Origin of the sequence: Shewanella atlantica, assembly GCF_003966265.1 — a bacterium.
GTDB lineage: Bacteria > Pseudomonadota > Gammaproteobacteria > Enterobacterales > Shewanellaceae > Shewanella > Shewanella atlantica.
On record NZ_RXNV01000003.1, the window covers coordinates 50128 to 67578 of the forward strand.

Genomic DNA, 17451 nt, shown 5'->3' on the forward strand with positions numbered 1-17451 from the left:
ACTTTATAGACTTAAAGACTGAACCGATTAGCCCTTAACTTAATGATTTTGAAAAATTAAAGTTGTTACAAGGAGTGACCTTAATGACTTATTCTTTTTATCAGCCCATACAGGCAAGTTTGTTACCGATAATGATTAGCCTTTGCTTGACTCTTTCAGGCTGTGTAACACCGACCTTGACTCAAGAAAAGAATTTATGTCATCAGAAAAACGATGTTAATAAAAGCAGTGCAGTGAAAGCGAGTGCAGCTGAAAAACGTTCTCCAGAAAATAAGGCGAAGCTAGAGGCTGAGCCCTGTCACTATTACGATAGTTCAACGCCTTACGTGAGAAAAAGATGGCAAGCAGACTCGGAAAGTCTAGGCAATGCGGAAGATATCTCTTCCCATTCAGATGCCTTAGAGCATGAGAACACGGCTCTGCCAACTGAGTTAATCACTCAATTCAATGTCCCTAAATTGTCCAGTGGTGACAGGCTCAATATCGAAATATTAAACGGTGAGGAGTTTAGCAGTGAAGTCGAAGTCAATGCCGATGGTTTTATCTACCTCCCCTTTATTCCAGCCATCAAGGCTCGGGGATTAAAGATTGAATCACTGAAAGTCAGTATCAGACAACTGCTGATCGATGAGCAGTTAATGCTTGCCGGCGCTATCAGGATAAGCATCACTCCCCGAAAATGGGCACCGATTGAAGTTAGTGTCTCCGGTGCGGTATTTGAACCCGGCACTCACTTTATCAACCATAAATCAGATACAGAGATCACAGATGATAATGGCGGTCATACGGGAGATCAGGCCTCCGGACGAAGTATCGCTGCCGCCCTAAGGTCATCGGGTGGGATTAGCCCGGATGCAGATATCAGCGCCATAGCCGTCACTCGTGGCGAACAGACGCTAACGCTCGACCTATCGGGAGTCATCGATGGCTCATCTACTCCATATCTGATGCTAATGGCAGGTGATCACATTCATGTTCCTCAGCTGAATCAGTTTAATGATGAGCTGGCCAGGCCCTCGCAAATTACGGCCCCGGGAATTAGGGTATTTATCTCTAACCTGACTCAGCCCGCCAGCAGCAACTCACAATCGGCAGTGGATACAGAAGCCACCCGCTTTCCCTACGGTACTCGATTGCTCAGCGGCGCAATAGGTGCAAACTGCATCGGAGGGGCGCAAAGCACCAACGCAAGTCGGCACATAGTCTTGATCACCAAGAATCCTATTACCAAGCAGATAGATGTGGTTGAGCGTTCACTGGATAACTTAATGGTTCATTCGTGGAAGCCCAACATGAATCCTATCTTACTGCCCGGTGATGGTATCGCCTGTTACGACTCCGGCGTCACCAATATTCGGGAGATTGCCAAAACCGTCACCGAAATATTACTGCCCGCAACCTTGCTCGGCTTACTTTAACTCTTGATGTAGCGCTCCCAAGGATGAAGAAGATGGAAAATAAACATCACCCAAGCCAGCTTCTCTGGTTAAAAAGAGCTGCGATTAAAGGCAGCAGTTTGCCCGTTAATGCGCGTCGCTGGGTGTATATAAAAACAGCGTTAGCGGCACTCGCCCTCATCTGGACGCTGGTGATCCTAGCGCTAGTGAATACTCCCACACGTTTTGTCAGTAAGTGGACACTTATTTTGCCGGGCGCGGGAGCAGGCGCGTTAGTCAGCTTAGACAGTATCGGCCAGGCCACCAGCACAAGTAGCTCTCCCTACTTAAGCTCGGCCATCGATCCCAGAGAGAACTATAAGGCACTATCTATGAGTCAAATCTTAATCGATGCCGCCGCCAAAACCGTCCAGCTTACACCTCAGGCTATGGGAAAGCCCAAGTTAAAGCTGCCAAATCAGACGGGATTGATGCAGTTCAATATCAGCAGCACGACGGCACAAGAGGCACAAAACAAGGCGTGGGCACACTATCACAGCTTACAGGCACTGCTGTCGCAACTCAGAGAAGATGAGATAAATCAAAGAGAGAACGGGATCAAGATGGGTATCGATGGCTTTGCCACTAAGGTGAGTCAAAGCCAGGCAAAGATACTCAACTTTCAATCTCAGATAGGACTGGTATCACTGGATCAATTTAAGGAGCTTGCGCTCACAATTGAGAGACTCAGACATAACAAGGTCAATATGGTATCCAAGTTACAGGGCGTGATAGCAAGCCAGAAGATGCTGGAACTGCACCTATCCCTTAACGCCAGACAGGCTGCCGATCTGCTTAAGCTGAAAAATGACCAGTTGTACCAACAGCTACTGGTCATTTACACCGAATCGACCACGGATCTCGCCGAATTTTCAGGTCGTTACGGTAAGAAGCACCCGCAGATAATGACCCAGACTCAGCAACAACAAGCCCTTTTCAGCGCATTAAGAAAACGATGCAAAATTCTCTTAGGTTATCAGGACGACACCTTAATGTTGATGCTGTCTGCCGATGATATCGATGGCAGGGCGCAATTAATGAAGCAACTGCTCTCTCTAACGACAGAGGCCGAAGGGCTAAGCCACGAGATCAGCTCCCTTACAGAACAGATAAACGCCTGGGACACACGCCTGGAGGACAGCAATGATGACGCCGCAAAACTTGAAGACCTGCATCGGGAACATCAGGTCGCCACGGCCGTATTTACCTCGGCACTGGCAAAAATGGATGTCGGAAAAGCCGATATCTACTCAGCCTACCCTCTGGTTCAACTACTTGCTCCACCAAGCTTGCCATTAAAAGCCAACAAGATGACAACAGTTTTGACCTTGCTCGGTGGGACAGTCGCATCAATTTTTTCATTAGCCGGATTAAGCATCATGTGGATCAGAAAGCCGATACTGCAGAAGATCTTAACGACTTGAACATATTCAGCCCGGGGGCCGCTTTTCATTGTAGGGGCGGCTTTAGCCGCGAATGCTTGAAGATTCCAGGTTCTAGGTTCTAGGTTCTAAAAAAGGGTATTTCAAATGAGCAGAGAGACTCTCAAACCAGAAAACAGTGATGAAAAGCTCATCTGGTATAGCATTACCTACACCTACCTGTTTTGGCTACTTGGTGCCATGTATCTTGTCGCCCCAGTCATAGGTTGGATCTTGCTTCTTCGCATGCTCAAACGTTTTATTTTTGACAGACAAGACTTCATCATCACAACAGCTCAATTATGCTGGATAGTTGGCATGTTTATCATGCTGATAGCCTTAGTCATCGCTCACTTTGAACATGAATTAGGCCTGCCTAAACTGATAAAGTCGAGCATAGGCTGGGCAAAGGGCTGGGCGCTACTCGCGATCTTCCCATTAATTGGTTCACTAAATATCCGACCTGAAATCATCTATCGCGCCACCTGTATTGTATGTAAGCATACCTTCATCCTGTTTCCTTTTTGCATCATCGCCTGGTTGGTTGGATTACCCGGCACCTTGTATGTCTCACCACTGAGTATCATAGGTGGACCCGGTCCGGAGTTTTTCAGTGTCAGTCTGTATGAGATCGACCCTGGCAGCGGTACACCGAGGTGGCGACTGTTTACCCCCTGGGCACCAGCACTGGGCATGATGGGGAACCTGTTCTTAAACTTCGCCATACAGGAAAAAGATAAGCGCTTTAAAACCTACGGGATCCTGGGCAGTCTGCTGCTGGTTCTGATCTCACAATCTCGGTTAGCCTTAGTTTGTTACTTCACTCTACTCGGATACTTTGCCTTTATTCGCCACCACAGAGCGCCTTGGCTCTATTTTGTCGCCACGCCGGTTACCCTCTTAGCCGGCATATTTGGTACACAGGCGATCGAAAAGGTAGAGATGAGTATCACGGCCATCAAGGCCGCCAGAGCCGGCTCCACCAGAGTACGTAATCATCTGGCCAATATCGCACTGGAGCGGTGGGCCAACGAAGCCTTGGTATGGGGGCATGGCATAGTGGAGCGAGGGCCGCACTTGGTGGAATATATGCCAATAGGCTCACATCACACCTGGTACGGGCTCCTGTTCGTGAAAGGCTTGGTTGGCGCTATCTCACTCGCTTTACCTTTACTTGTCAGTTTTATCACCTTGATAGGTTCAATTTTAAGATCCCCCATAGCGGCATCCGCGGTGGCTGTCTTGCTACAGCTGTTTCTGTACACCTTTGGGGAAAACCTGGAGATCCTCGCCTACCTGTTCTGGCCGGGACTAATCGTGGTAGGCATAGCGCATAAGAGTGGGCGTATTGTGTAGGGCTGCTTTAATGTAAGACCGGCTTCAGCCGGGAACGGCTCACTCCTCCCCAATATTAAAGATTCGTGGCTAAAGCACACTCCTACAAAAGAGGTTACGGCCTATCACGGTACCGGGTAAGACTGGCTTTGATGTAAGACCGGCTTCAGCCGGGAACTGCTCACCCCGTTACTGAAAGATTCCTGGCTGAAGCACACTCCTACAAAGAAGCGATGGCCTATTTCGATATTGTGTAGGACCGGCTTTAGCCGGGAAGGATGGTACAAACACAGCCAGAAGCGTCGCGGCTAAAGCACGCTCCTACAAAGGGCCATTTTCAATTCGCATTTTGCAAATACCTCACTCCAGCATGCAACAAATCAATCGCAGAACAGAAACAAGCAAGCTTAACTCTCACCTCTACACGAAACAGAAAAGAAAAATAAATAATAAAATCAGCATACTAAAACCTAGCTATTAGTTGGCATGAAATCTGTAATACCTACCTTAAGAAGATCTAAGAAGATATTAAAAAAACACCATAAACACGTTTTTAATCATTCATTCTTACGCCACAAAAGGTTTCTTTAATGAATAATGCGTCCAAGCTAGCTACAGATGTTGAACAACCAGCTAAAAGTACTTTCTCAAAAAGTCTTTTCTGGCTGGGTTCGGCTCAGGTGCTTGGGCGCATAGTAAGATTAGCTTCCAGCATCATTTTAGCGCGCCTGCTGACGCCAGAGGTCTTCGGGCAAGTCGCTATTATTCTCGCCTGTTTCGAGCTTATCTGTACCCCGACAAGACGAATCACTTCTGCCGCATTGATAAAGATGGACGATGATTCGTTATTCGCTTCACTCCCCAATGCGAACAGAACAAATTGGATTGCCGCTATAACCGCCTTCGTTGCCATGAGCTTACTCAGTTGGCCCCTCGCCTTCTTTAACCAAGATTCGACACTCATCGCGCCTATGATACTCATGGCAACAAGCTATCTTTTACTCCCCTTCGGGATGCTCTACGCCGCTATAAATCTCAGAGCCAACAACATGCGACGCGTTGGTCGCGCAATTTTGTGGCAAACCATCACAGATGGCATTCTTACCGCTATCCTTGCGCTATCGGGGCTTGGAATTTGGGCCATTATCCTGCCTAAGGTGTTGGTTATTTTTGTCTGGATTGCCATACACAGGTATCACAATCCGCTCTTTCAAACCGAATCACTTGCCAAACCAGCCCCCACTAAATCCCGCTTAGCATGGAGTATCACACGGATGCTGCGCTTCGGCTCTCAGGTCGGATTAAGCGATTTGAGCATCGCACTGAGACAAAATATCGATTATCTGCTCGTCGGTTACTTCCTTGGTATCGAGGCATTAGGAATATACTTCTTCGCCTTCAATACCAGTCTGGGGATCAGTTTAGGGATCATACAAAGTTATGGTACGGCGCTGTATTCGCACCTTTGCAATAACAAAAGTAATAAGAGAAGCGGTCAAGCACGGGATAAAAATGAAGCTGAGCTACAGAAACGCTATGCCCATTCACTTAAGCTTATCCTGAAGATCACGATTCCCGTTATCGCGCTGCAATCGATACTCGCCCCCATCTATCTTCCTTTCGTCTACGGAAGCCATTGGATAGAGGCAGGCGCACTTCCTGTATTTATTTTACTTTGCTTAAGCGGGCTCGTCAGACCTATCGGAGAGGCAACAAGCCAACTGCTCATCAGCATAGGTGAGAATAAATTGAACCTCTCATTTAACCTAGGTTTTACTCTGCTATTGGCTATCACTATCAGCATATGTAGCCAGTGGGGCTTAACGGCTGTAGCCCTGGGGATCTTAGTGATCCACCTGATTGCAATGCCGACATTTAATCTCTATATCCATCACTTCATTCTGAGCTCTCGTAAAGGAGCTAAACAAGACCAACTCAAGGGCTTTAGCCAGGAGGTTCACCATGACGCCTAAAGTATCTGTAGTCATGCCTATCTATAATGTTCAGCATTTTGTTAAACAAGCAATTAACTCTGTGTTAGCTCAAACCTTCACAGATTTTGAACTCATTCTCGTCAATGATTGCTCAACAGATAAAAGCCTTGAGATCAGTCGCACCATACTCGACCACAGGATCCGTGTCGTCAATCACATCACCAACAAAGGGCTCGCTGCGGCACGTAACACAGGAATTCGTCATGCCATCGGGCGATACGTCGCCTTCATCGACTCCGATGATATGTGGCATGCAGATAAGTTGATGATGCATGTCGAACACCTGAACAAATCACCACAAGTGGGAATTAGCTTCTCTCGCTCAAGCTTTATGAATCATAAGGGCAAGCCGATCCACTTCTTTCAGATGCCACAATTGAAAGGGATCACAGCAGCGCATTTACTGTGCAGAAACCCAGTTGGCAACGGCTCAGCGCCTGTGATCCGCCGGGAAACACTCAACGACATTCGTTTCCAGCCCCTGGATCACACAGAAAACTATAGCTGTTACTTCGATGAAAAATTTCGTCAATCTGAAGATATCGAATGCTGGTTACGCATAGTCGCGACGACCAACTGGAAGATGGAGGGGATCCCGGCACCACTAACCTTCTACCGTCTTAACCAAGAGGGACTCTCCTCTAACATCATGAAGCAGCTCGCCTCATGGGAGCAGATGATCGACAAAGCCAGACTCTTCGCCCCTAAATTGCTCAAGAAAAACGAGCAGAGTGCCAGGGCCTATCAACTTAGATATCTGGCTCGTCAATCTATTCGAAACGGACAGGGTAAGGCAGCAATAAAGCTGATTAACAAGGCGCTAAGTGTATCGCCGTCAATAATGATCGATGAGACAGGCAGAACCTGTGTCACCTTAACCGCCGCCTATCTGCTCTGGCTGCTCCCCTCCTCACTCTATAAGGTGTGTGAGAATATGGGTCAGTTCGCCATGGGACACATTCAAAAGATGCGGATCAGCAAAGATGGCGTTAAATCGTCGCTGATATTGTAAGACCGGCTTCAGCCGGGAACGGCACACTTGGTTATGCAAGCTTCGCGGCTAAAGCACGCTCCTACAAAAACGGCTATGGTCTATTTCGATACCGTGTAGAACCGGCTTAGGCCTAGAAAAAAATAAGGCACATCGATAACAAAAAACTCGCGGCTGAAGCACGCTCCTACAACGGCTAAGGCGCTCTCCCACTGAGGGGCTTGGCTATTTATCACATGTGTAGGACCGGCTTTAGCCGGGAATGGGGGTACAAATACGGCCAAAAGCTTCGCGGCTGAAGCACGCTCCTACACCGGCTAAAGCGCTCTCCCACATAGGGGCTTGGCTATTTATCGCATGTGTAGGACCGGCTTTAGCCGGGAATGGGGGTACAAATACGGCCAAAATCTTCGCGGCTGAAGCACACTCCTACAACGGCAAAGGCGCTCTCCCACTGGTGGGCTTGGTTATTTATCGCATGTGTAGGACCGGCTTTAGCCGGGAAGGATAATATATAAACGGCCAAAAGCTTCGCGGCTGAAGCACGCTCCTACAACGGCTAAGGCACGATCCTACAAGTTGAAACCTGCTTCAGCGGTGTTCTCAAAATCAAAGCCCTTAATGCATCGCAAACTGCAAATCACAGTATTAACTCCTGAGGCAACCATTCACAAAACGCCTTAACCAACTGAAATAAAAGGCATATAAAAACTGGCTTAAACTATGCAGTACCTCTTATATCGACAAGGTTTAAAGCACTCTAACGGCTGTATCGGCATAAGGTAGGTAAGGATGACAACTCAGACGCATGTCACTCAAACGGTCATAAGACCGTTTTCGGTAAGAGCTATCGACATCCTGATTGCAGTACTATTGATAGTCGCCGCATCCCCTGTGTTGATCCTGAAATATGCCTATAGAAGATGCCGTTATGGCTCTGCCATCGAACTTGTCTACATCCGTGGTTTGGACAACACACAGATAGCCCTGTACCAATTCAGCGGAGAGGGGATCTGTTGTCAATGGCCACATCTGCTCAACTTGCTAAAGGGAGATATTTCACTACTGGGCACAGAGCAGAGCTATATTCTTGAAGAGGCCGGCACACATAACCCCATCTCTTCCTTAACCCATAAGCTTTCAGCCCACCAGCTATCGAGTCTAACGGAGATAAAACCGGGGCTGCTCTCTTTCAAACTCATGCATCAGCAGGTGGGACTAAGTTTCGAAAGTCAGGACAGTGCCATTATCAGTGCTCACAGCAGCGCACTAAGCTACCTGCTCGCCATATTCAGAACCCTCATCATCTGGCTATTCTCAAACCAGGACGCTAATAAGCACACGAAAACGATCCCTCTGTTTGATATCGCGTTGAACAACTTGAGTATGTCAGAGTTACTTACAAGCATCACCAAGCATGCAAAACGCGATAGAACACTGCCGATAAATAAGCAACCAATGTATAAACAAGCCATGGCTCAATACGCATTTGTTAATGCTGACTGCATGAATATCAGTATAAAAAACCGCCAGTACCGAGACTGCCTACTCAATGACTGCGACATGATTCTTGCCGATGGTTCAGGGATCAGACTGGCAAGCCTCTGGAAAGGTTTAGCACCGAAGGATAATTTAAACGGTACCGACATGTTTCCCCTATTGTGCCGGCAACTTGCCGATAACGGGCTCTCCCTGTTTCTCCTTGGTGGCGAAGATGGCATCGCGGCATCGGCCGCAGATAAAATGCAGTGCAGATATCCAAGGCTCAAGATTGCCGGAGTTCACCATGGATTCATCGACGCTCCCCAACTAAATGACGCGGTCATCAAACAGATAAATGAGTCAGGAGCATCGGTATTGCTCGTCGCCATGGGAGCCCCGAAACAGGAACTATGGCTTGCCAGGCATAAACATAGACTCAATGTCGCCGTCGGTATCGGCGTTGGCGGTCTTTTCGATTTCTATGCCGAAAAGGTCAAGCGAGCGCCATTATGGGTGAGACAGATTGGAATGGAGTGGATATGCCGTCTATCTGAAGAACCCGGACGTATGTGGAAGCGCTATATATTAGGAAACCCACTGTTTATCTACCGGGTGTTGAAGGAGATCCTCCGGGAGCGCGCACGGGCTGCACTGATTCAGAAGAGTATCGGCAAGGATATCCATAAGCCTAATAACAGCCATAAGTTTAATCAGAGCCAGTCGGATGACAAGGCGCCGATTAAACCTAACTATAGAGCTAACAACACCAGTTCAGACATCAGTATCGCTGATCTGTCGAATATTGAGACTAAAAATCTACTAGCACTCAACCGCTGCCAACGCCAAAGGATCAGCAGCAAGCTAACCTGCGGCGTTAAGAGAGTATTTGATCTGTTTGGTGCCTCATTTTTACTCTTGCTTCTGCTTCCCGCTCTGATGTTAGTTGCCTTGCTGATCCGAATCGAATCGAAAGGTCCTGTGCTATTCAGCCAGCAAAGAGCTGGCAAAAATAGCACCCCCTTTACCATGTGGAAATTCCGTTCAATGTATCAGGACGCCGAGCAGCGACTGAGTAAACTGCAAGCCGAAAACGAGATGGACGGAGGCGTACTGTTCAAGATGAAACGTGACCCTCGTATCACCTTAATTGGCAAATTTATAAGAAAAGCCTCTATCGATGAACTGCCTCAATTATGGAATGTGATCTGCGGAGAGATGTCTCTGGTGGGGCCACGCCCGGCACTGGAAACTGAAGTAGAGCAATATTCCCTGAAGGACAGAAAAAGGTTAGCCGTAAAACCAGGCATAACCTGTATCTGGCAGGTGAGTGGGCGTTCAGATATTCCATTTGACCGACAGGTGGAGCTGGATGTGGATTATATCTACCAACAATCGCTGCTCACCGATATCTGGATCTTACTTAAAACCATCCCGGCCGTACTCCTCGCACGAGGTGCTTACTAACCACAAAGAGAAAATTTAACTCTAAAAACAATCACTTTTTAACTATGGAGAGTAAGTTATGCAAGCCATAATTTTTGCCAACAGACTCGGAGATGAGCTCACTCCTCTGAACCATTACTACTGCCCTGCCTTGCTCCCCGTAGGCAACAAGGCTGTCATTGATTATACGTTAGAGGACATCGCGCTATCAGGCATCACTCAGGTAAAGATGGTTATCTCGCCTCAGGCAAAAGAGATTGAACAACACTTAGGTTCGGGTAAAAAGTGGGGAGTCGACATTGAGTACTTCCTGAGTAAGCCAGAGGAGGATACCTCGGCCGTTTTAAAACGTCTCTCACTCGATACGCAAGATAAGTTACTGCTCACCAGAGGCGATATATTCCGCTCACCGTCGCTCGCGCAATTTATCGAGTTCTCAAAAGAGTTTCCGGACGACTTTGTACAAGCCAAGATGGCCAACAAGAATGCGGGAATGATGTTGTTACCCGCGGCACTTCCCCACATTGCCGATCTTAACTGGCCCCTGTGTCAGCAAGGCAATGACGAGGCCGTTGTCACTTTGGTTCTGCACGGACACTGCTGCATGCTCGATAGCTTTCAGACATATATGGATACCAACCTTAGCCTGGCAGCCAACAAATTCCCTTCATTAACGCCTATGGAGCGAAGCTATCACTCAGGCAACCCCGAGCAAGACTTCTATGTTGGCGCCAAGGCACGAACCGGACAGTTAAACGAGCAACAGGGATGGGGAATACTTGGAGAAAACGCTTGGATAGACCCCAGCGTTGTGATGAAAAACTGTATTTCGATCGGCAATGATTGCCTGATAGATAAAGGCTCAATACTGAATAACTGCCTGGTGTTACCCCATACGTACGTTGGCGAAGGCTTAGAGGTAAAAGACAATATTTTGTGTAAAAACCTACTGATAAATGTCAGGACCGAGGGCGTCATAGAGATAGACGATCAGGCTCTGATAGGCTCTTGCGAAGTGCCAGCAAAAGATGAATCAGATAAAACGAGTTTAATCACCCGACTTTTACTCTTCACTTTACTTATTGTGAGCTTACCTTTATGGCCTCTGTTGCAGGCTGTTTCATTCATCAATAGCTACGGGGCAAAGACTAACGGTAAAAATATGCATCACTCATCGAAGCTCCCTCAATCCGGAACAACATCCGAAACGAGGATAAAGCAGAGCTGCAAGGATAACCTCGGCCGCACATTCATGGCATGGAAGTGGAACATCTCCCCGATGATATTGGCATTAATCCCTCAACTGTATTACGTCATCACTGGCAGATTAGATCTCTTTGGAGCCTCCCCGCAAACCAGTGTTTCCCACGGACAAGTTCCTGGCCGCCTGGGGGTATTAGGCCCCGTACAACTCCTTCTCGATGAATCGGCACCACAAGAGGAAAGAACCCTGTTAGCGCTTGAATTTGCAGCCAATAATCACAGTACAAAATACCTTTCACTGCTTTGGCAATCCTTGAAGGTTAACAATCGAGCCTTGGAGCCAAACATGAGGGGACAAAACAGAGAGGCTCAAGACCCAGTTCTTTAAACCCTGAGCCTTAAAATCCAGTACCTAAAACCCAATACCTAAAACCCAGAGCTCTAAAAAAGTTAGCAAATTTTAGCCATAGATTTCAAACCTATAACGAGAATGCAAAGCCCTTAGAAACTACTTAGTGCGAAGCTGATAAAGAAAAGCACTTAGAGAGAAGCTCTTAGAGAAAATTACTCAAAGAGAACTGAGCTTATAAGACCAAACGTTCGAGGAGAAGGCCCATGAAGACGATTATCACATACGGTACATTCGATCTGTTTCACTTCGGCCACGTACGCCTGTTTCAGCGCCTCAAGTCATTGGGTGACAGACTCATCGTCGGAGTCTCGACCGATGAATTCAACGCTCAAAAAGGCAAGGCGGCATTTTTCAACTATCAACAAAGGGCCGAGATTGTTGCCGCATGTCGCTATGTCGATCTCGTTATTCCAGAGACGAATTGGCAGCAGAAACAACATGATATTAAAAGCCTAAAGATAGACATTTTCGGAATGGGTAACGACTGGCAGGGCAAATTTGACTCACTTTCCAGCCAATGTCAGGTCATCTATTTAGACAGAACCGGCAATATTTCCACCACGGAAATAAAGAGCAGCCTGGCTTTAGTCCAATCAGTATAAGAAAGTGAGAAGAAAATGATGAAGCTGATCACATCGATATTACGAAAAATAATCTACTACTGCTCGGGTTTCAGCCCGAGAATGAATAAGGCGGTATTGGGTAGCTACAAGGATCAGTTTTCAGATAATGCCAAGTATTTATGTCTTCATTGGCAGCAGACCCGATTTATTCGTGCCATCTGGATAAGTGGAGATGCACAGCTTATACAAGAGCTGAAAAAACAGGGTATTGAAACCTATCACCGAAGAAGCCTGCGAGGGCTCTATCATTGCCTGACCGCAAAGTATTATTTTTATAACACCTATATTGGTGACATCAATCAGTATGTCGCCAGGGGGGCGATAAAAACAAACCTCTGGCATGGCTCACCGCTTAAGAAGATTGAGTTCGACATTGAATCGGGGCCGTTAGCTCACATCTATCATGCTCAGGGACCGCTGGGCCGATTAAGAAACTCGCTGAAATTCCACCAGCAACATATCACCCCCGATATCATGCTGAGCCCTAGTCCGGTTATCGATCCCCTTTTTTCATCAGCCTTTCGGATCACACCACAACAAGTGATACGCAGTGGGAATCCGAGAAGCGACTATTACAAGCGTTACCCCAATCACAAAAAATCCCTGAAGAGCATCTTTAATGTCCATTATAATCAGGTGATCTTGTATGTACCGACCTGTCACGACGTTGCACAGACGCAAGGGAATAAGAGCCTGACCTTGAGCCAGAGTCAGATGGACCGCATGTGTCATTACGATAAAGGCTTCGACTGGTCGAAACTCTCACAGCAATTACAGAAAAATAACCAACTATTCTTAATTCGCTTTCATCCAAATGAAGCCCATCTGGGCAAGCGACTCGGCCAGTATCCAAATATCATAGATATCTCCTCTTGGCAGGATGTTTACAGCATCTTGCACGAGGTAGATCTATTAATCACCGACCAATCATCTCTGTTTATTGATATGCTTTTACATCGCGTACCAATTCTGTTTTACCGCTTCAACCAAAAAGAAGAGTCGACTCAGCTCAGAGAAACTTATGACTATGCAGAGTGCTTACCCTTAGTTGGAGGTTTTTCAACAGAGTGTAACGCTTCATCCAAGAGTGCCGTACATACATTCCCGGCACTATTGAAGAGGCTAAACAAAGAGGAGAGTTTCTACATCGACAGCGAAACGGAAAAAGAGTATCGCCTGCTACAACAAATTTACTGGCAGACTGAGGACAGCGACGCCTTCACGACAATAGAAAATGAAATAATCGGAGCTGACTTTTCCCTCTGTAGGAGCGCGCTTCAGCCGCGAAGCTTTTCTATTGGAAAATCGGATCAGCTTTGAAATATTCACTAAACCTTCCCGGCTAAAGCCGGTCTTACACAAAAGACTAATACACTAGCCATTCTGTAGACGCGTGGTTTCGCCGTTGTAGGAGCGCGCTTCAGCCGCGAAGATTTTAGCTATAAATTGAATCAGCCGGGAATGTATGTCACAGCCATTCCCGGCTAAAGCCGGTCCTACACAAAAGACAAATACACTAGCCATTCTGCAGACGCGTGGTTTCGCCGTTGTAGGAGCGTGCTTTAGCCGCGAAGTTTTTATCAAGAGAACCACTACCAGCTAGCTGGGCCTACACGATTATTCGAGTCATCTAACAGGCGTAATAGGTATTCGCCATATCCGCTTTTCAACAAAGGTTGCGCTAACGTTTTTAGTTGAACAGCATCAATTAAGCCTAACCGATAAGCGACCTCCTCCGGGCAATTTACTTTAAGGCCTTGTCGTTTTTCGATTGCTGCGATAAATTGCGTAGCCTCAGACAGAGCATCAGGGGTCCCCGTATCCAACCAGGCAGTCCCCCTTCCCAAGATTTTTACACTTAACTCGCCAGCTATTAAGTAGTCATTAATAACATCAACGATCTCCAACTCATTGCGAGCCGAAGGTTTAACCTGTCTTGCAAAGTGAGGGGCTCGGCTATCAAAAAAATACAGACCGGGCATCGCGTATTGAGACTCAGGCTGTTCGGGCTTCTCTTCAATTGAAACAGCTTTCCCAAATTGGTCGAAAGAGACGACCCCGTAGTCGGTAGGGTTCGCGACGTGATACCCAAATACTGAAGCCCCCTGGCTATTTGAGCTAATATCGACCAATAACGTGCTCAACGCATCACCGTAGAATAGGTTATCCCCTAAGATCAACGCACAAGCTTCGCCATTGAGAAATGGTTCTGCAATAATTAAAGCCTCAGCAAGTCCATTGGGCTTTGCTTGTTCGGCATAGTGGAGGGATATTCCCCACTGATTTCCATCTTTCAATAAGGTTTCAAACAAGGGCTTATCTACAGGCGTACAAATAAGTAATATTTCCGTGATCCCTGCCTGCATCAGGGTCGATAGCGGGTAATAGATCATAGGCTTATCATAGACAGGAAGCAGCTGTTTACTCACAACCTGCGTGATTGGAAACAGGCGAGAGCCCGTACCACCCGCTAATATAATACCTTTTCTCATCACTGCTGTTTTCTTAAAAGAGATTACTGCGAAGTGTACCGTTAAAAGTAAGGGCAATCAAAGTGGTGACGCCAGCCATCACCAACCTCTGTAGCAGCGTGATTCAGCCGCGAAGCTTTTGACCGTGTTTGTATCACCGTTCCCGGCTAAAGCCGGTCCTACACAATAGACAAATACCCTGTTCCCTTTATAGGAGCGTGCTTCAGCCGCGAAGTTTTGAACCGTGTTTGTATCACCGTTCCCGGCTAAAGCCGGTCCTACACAATCGACAAATACCCTGTTCCCTTTGTAGGAGTGTTCTTCAGCCGCGAGCTTTTGGCCTTGCTTGTATCATCATTCCCGGATAAAGCCGGTCCTACACAATCAAACAATTCGCAACCTTCGTTGTAGGAGCGCGCTTCAGCCGCGAAGCTTTTAGCAAAAGAAAGACCTGATTATTTCCAAACAATATTTCAAATAATCAATTCTTTAAACTAAAGTAACTCTTACAACTGTAAATCAGAATCTAGAAGGAACTAGTGATGAAACATGCAAAGGACTTAAGAGTTGGAAGGTATAGTAAAGACAATAACTATTATTTTGTGACAGCGAATACAGATAACAGAGAGCCACTTTTCCTCGATTTTTTCTGCGCTCGCATTGTCATTAATAATCTAAAACAAACTGACGAGCTAGAGATCACCAACACGATAGGGTTTGTTTTGATGCCTGACCATCTTCACTGGCTATTTCAATTAAACGAGACATCTGATTTAAGTTATGCAATAGGCTCAACTAAAGGCCGGAGTGCGAAGCAGATTAATGCACAATTAAATAGAGATAAGAAGGTGTGGCAGCCTGGTTTTTACGACCATAACCTTAGAGAAAATGAAGATATTAAACAGATAATGCGATATATAGCCGCTAACCCACTAAGGGCTAACATTGTCAAAAATATTGGGCAATATTCTCATTGGGACTGTATTTACCTTTGATGCCTACAGGGATAATTTTTTCCTGAGCATTATTCCCGGCTAAAGCCGGTCCTACACAAGAAACAATACTCCCTCCTTCGTAGGAGCGTGCTTTAGCCGCGAATTTTTACCTGTATTCTTATAATCTTTCCCGGCTGAAGCCGGTTCCACACACAGATAAATACTCTGTCCCCTTTGTAGGAGCGCGCTTTAGCCGCGAAGCTTTTGACCGTGTTTGTGTCATCATTCCCGGCTAAAGCCGGTCCTACACAACAGATACATACTCAGCTCCCTTTGTAGGAGCGTGCTTCAGCCGCGAAGCTTTTGACCGTGTTTGTATCATCTTTCCCGGCTAAAGCCGGTCATACATTAAAATTAATAAAACGCTTCCACGGCTTGTATAAAGTCATTAATCAGCTCTTTGGGCAAGGCATTGATACCCGCTGCGGCAGCCCTGCCTCCCCCCGTTTCGAATTGACTGCAGATATCACCCGCACCTTGCTTATTTAACAGAGGCGCACGTAGAGAAACTGTAAAGGTACCGTCGCTGTTTTCAGTTAATACCCCATGTGCAGATTTTGGACTTTGATTGGCAAGCAGGTTGCCATAGACACCGCTGATCCGCCTTGCCCATGGCTCATTGGGGAGTTCAAACAGTGAGAGCTTGTCACTCTGATGATCAGACTTTATCGCTAACGCATTATCCATATCTTCTTGATATGCTTTTTGAAGCCGATAAAAAGGCGAGCTGTTATTGGCAAATACATCGAATGGACAGGGATACTCGAGCAGCGCTCGGTAAAGCGTAGCTGGATGAAAGTGTAGATCTTCAGTTGCTGCACCGTAGCCATTGTAATTAATTAAGGTGCCTAACTCTTTCAGTTGCTCAGACTGCTCAACAGATAAGCCTGCCGCCTTTGAAAGTTGATCGCCTTTAGCAATCAAGTTATCACCATAGGCCGCCGTGATGGCCCAATAGTGAAACTCTCCGTTTAAGACTCCATCCACAATTAAAGCGGTACAGGTGTTGGCATCCAGATCGATATGCGCATCTAAGTGCTTACTAACCGGTATGTCACCTGCTCTATGATGATCGACATAAAAAACATCGGTTCCACCATCGAGGGCTTTCACTAAACCAGATCTGTTTTTCTCCATAGAAATATCGAGCACGGTGATCTTATCAGTCTTAGAAAGGCCAACTTTTTCAGTCAGCTTCTCGAGCAAGCCAATATCCCGCTTAACGCCGGTCACCAGCTCGCTCTCGATAGGGTTTGCTAAGCGAAGCTGCAGCAATGAAATAATGCCATCGGCATCACCATTAAAAATATCGTAGTTCATGAATATCCTATATAGAAGTCAGAAGGCTCAAGATGAAGCTAAGAAAGTTTCGAGTCGCGAGCTAAAGAAAAAGACACTGGATCCTGAAACGAGTTCAGGATGACGGTTCCCGGCTAAAGCCGGTCCTACACAATCAACAGATCACAACTTTCGTTGTAGGAGCGTGCTTCAGCCGCGAAGCTTTTAAGCTACGAGTCTTGGCCCTGTTTGTATCATCATTCCCGGCTAAAGCCGGTCCTACACAATCAACAGCTCACAACCTTCGTTGTAGGAGCGTGCTTCAGCCGCGAATTTTTTGGCCCTGTCTGTATCATCCTTCCCGCCT

Annotated in this window: 12 protein-coding genes; 10 read left to right on the forward strand and 2 right to left on the reverse strand. The window is 46.7% G+C overall.

Features of this window, described 5'->3' with window-relative positions; translation table 11 throughout:
- Positions 1-83 precede the first annotated feature (83 nt).
- The 9 genes from EKG39_RS09000 (at position 84) to EKG39_RS09040 (ending at position 13660) form a co-directional block, all read left to right on the forward strand.
- Positions 84-1418 carry a polysaccharide biosynthesis/export family protein gene (locus EKG39_RS09000; protein WP_126505398.1) on the forward strand — a complete coding sequence of 445 codons (1335 nt, stop codon included), beginning with the start codon at positions 84-86 and terminating at the stop codon, positions 1416-1418.
- Between the two features lie 32 nt (positions 1419-1450).
- Positions 1451-2860 carry a GumC domain-containing protein gene (locus tag EKG39_RS09005; protein ID WP_126505399.1) on the forward strand — a complete coding sequence of 470 codons (1410 nt, stop codon included), beginning with the start codon at positions 1451-1453 and terminating at the stop codon, positions 2858-2860.
- Positions 2861-2965: 105 nt separating this feature from the next.
- A complete protein-coding gene (locus EKG39_RS09010) occupies positions 2966-4213 on the forward strand; it encodes an O-antigen ligase domain-containing protein (RefSeq protein ID WP_126505400.1) in 1248 nt (415 codons plus the stop codon).
- A 569-nt stretch (positions 4214-4782) separates the two neighbouring features.
- Positions 4783-6165 (forward strand): oligosaccharide flippase family protein, encoded by a 1383-nt coding sequence (locus tag EKG39_RS09015; RefSeq protein ID WP_126505401.1) that lies wholly within the window; start codon positions 4783-4785, stop codon positions 6163-6165.
- Positions 6155-7198: a glycosyltransferase family 2 protein gene (locus tag EKG39_RS09020; RefSeq protein WP_126505402.1), complete on the forward strand. Its 1044-nt coding sequence runs from the start codon at positions 6155-6157 to the stop codon at positions 7196-7198. Before EKG39_RS09015 ends, EKG39_RS09020 begins: the two co-directional genes overlap by 11 nt.
- A 771-nt stretch (positions 7199-7969) precedes the next feature.
- Positions 7970-10123, forward strand: a complete 2154-nt coding sequence (locus tag EKG39_RS09025; RefSeq protein WP_126505403.1) for a WecB/TagA/CpsF family glycosyltransferase — start codon at positions 7970-7972, stop codon at positions 10121-10123.
- 58 nt (positions 10124-10181) lie between these two features.
- The gene (locus EKG39_RS09030) at positions 10182-11693 is read left to right on the forward strand and encodes a sugar phosphate nucleotidyltransferase (RefSeq protein ID WP_126505404.1); all 1512 of its coding nucleotides are present in this window, start codon (positions 10182-10184) and stop codon (positions 11691-11693) included.
- Between the two features lie 227 nt (positions 11694-11920).
- Positions 11921-12319: a glycerol-3-phosphate cytidylyltransferase gene (gene tagD, locus EKG39_RS09035; protein WP_126505405.1), complete on the forward strand. Its 399-nt coding sequence runs from the start codon at positions 11921-11923 to the stop codon at positions 12317-12319.
- 15 nt (positions 12320-12334) lie between these two features.
- Positions 12335-13660 (forward strand): CDP-glycerol glycerophosphotransferase family protein, encoded by a 1326-nt coding sequence (locus EKG39_RS09040; protein ID WP_126505406.1) that lies wholly within the window; start codon positions 12335-12337, stop codon positions 13658-13660.
- Between the two features lie 272 nt (positions 13661-13932).
- Here the strand turns inward: EKG39_RS09040 and rfbA are convergent, their stop codons facing one another.
- Positions 13933-14832: a glucose-1-phosphate thymidylyltransferase RfbA gene (gene rfbA / locus EKG39_RS09045; protein ID WP_126505407.1), complete on the reverse strand. Its 900-nt coding sequence runs from the start codon at positions 14830-14832 to the stop codon at positions 13933-13935.
- A 521-nt stretch (positions 14833-15353) separates the two neighbouring features.
- Here rfbA and EKG39_RS09050 point away from each other — a divergent pair.
- A complete protein-coding gene (locus tag EKG39_RS09050) occupies positions 15354-15806 on the forward strand; it encodes an REP-associated tyrosine transposase (protein ID WP_126505408.1) in 453 nt (150 codons plus the stop codon).
- 354 nt (positions 15807-16160) lie between these two features.
- Here EKG39_RS09050 and EKG39_RS09055 read toward each other — a convergent pair whose 3' ends face one another.
- Complete coding sequence (locus tag EKG39_RS09055) at positions 16161-17126, reverse strand: DHH family phosphoesterase (protein WP_126505409.1); 966 nt, start codon at positions 17124-17126, stop codon at positions 16161-16163.
- Positions 17127-17451: the final 325 nt, after the last annotated feature.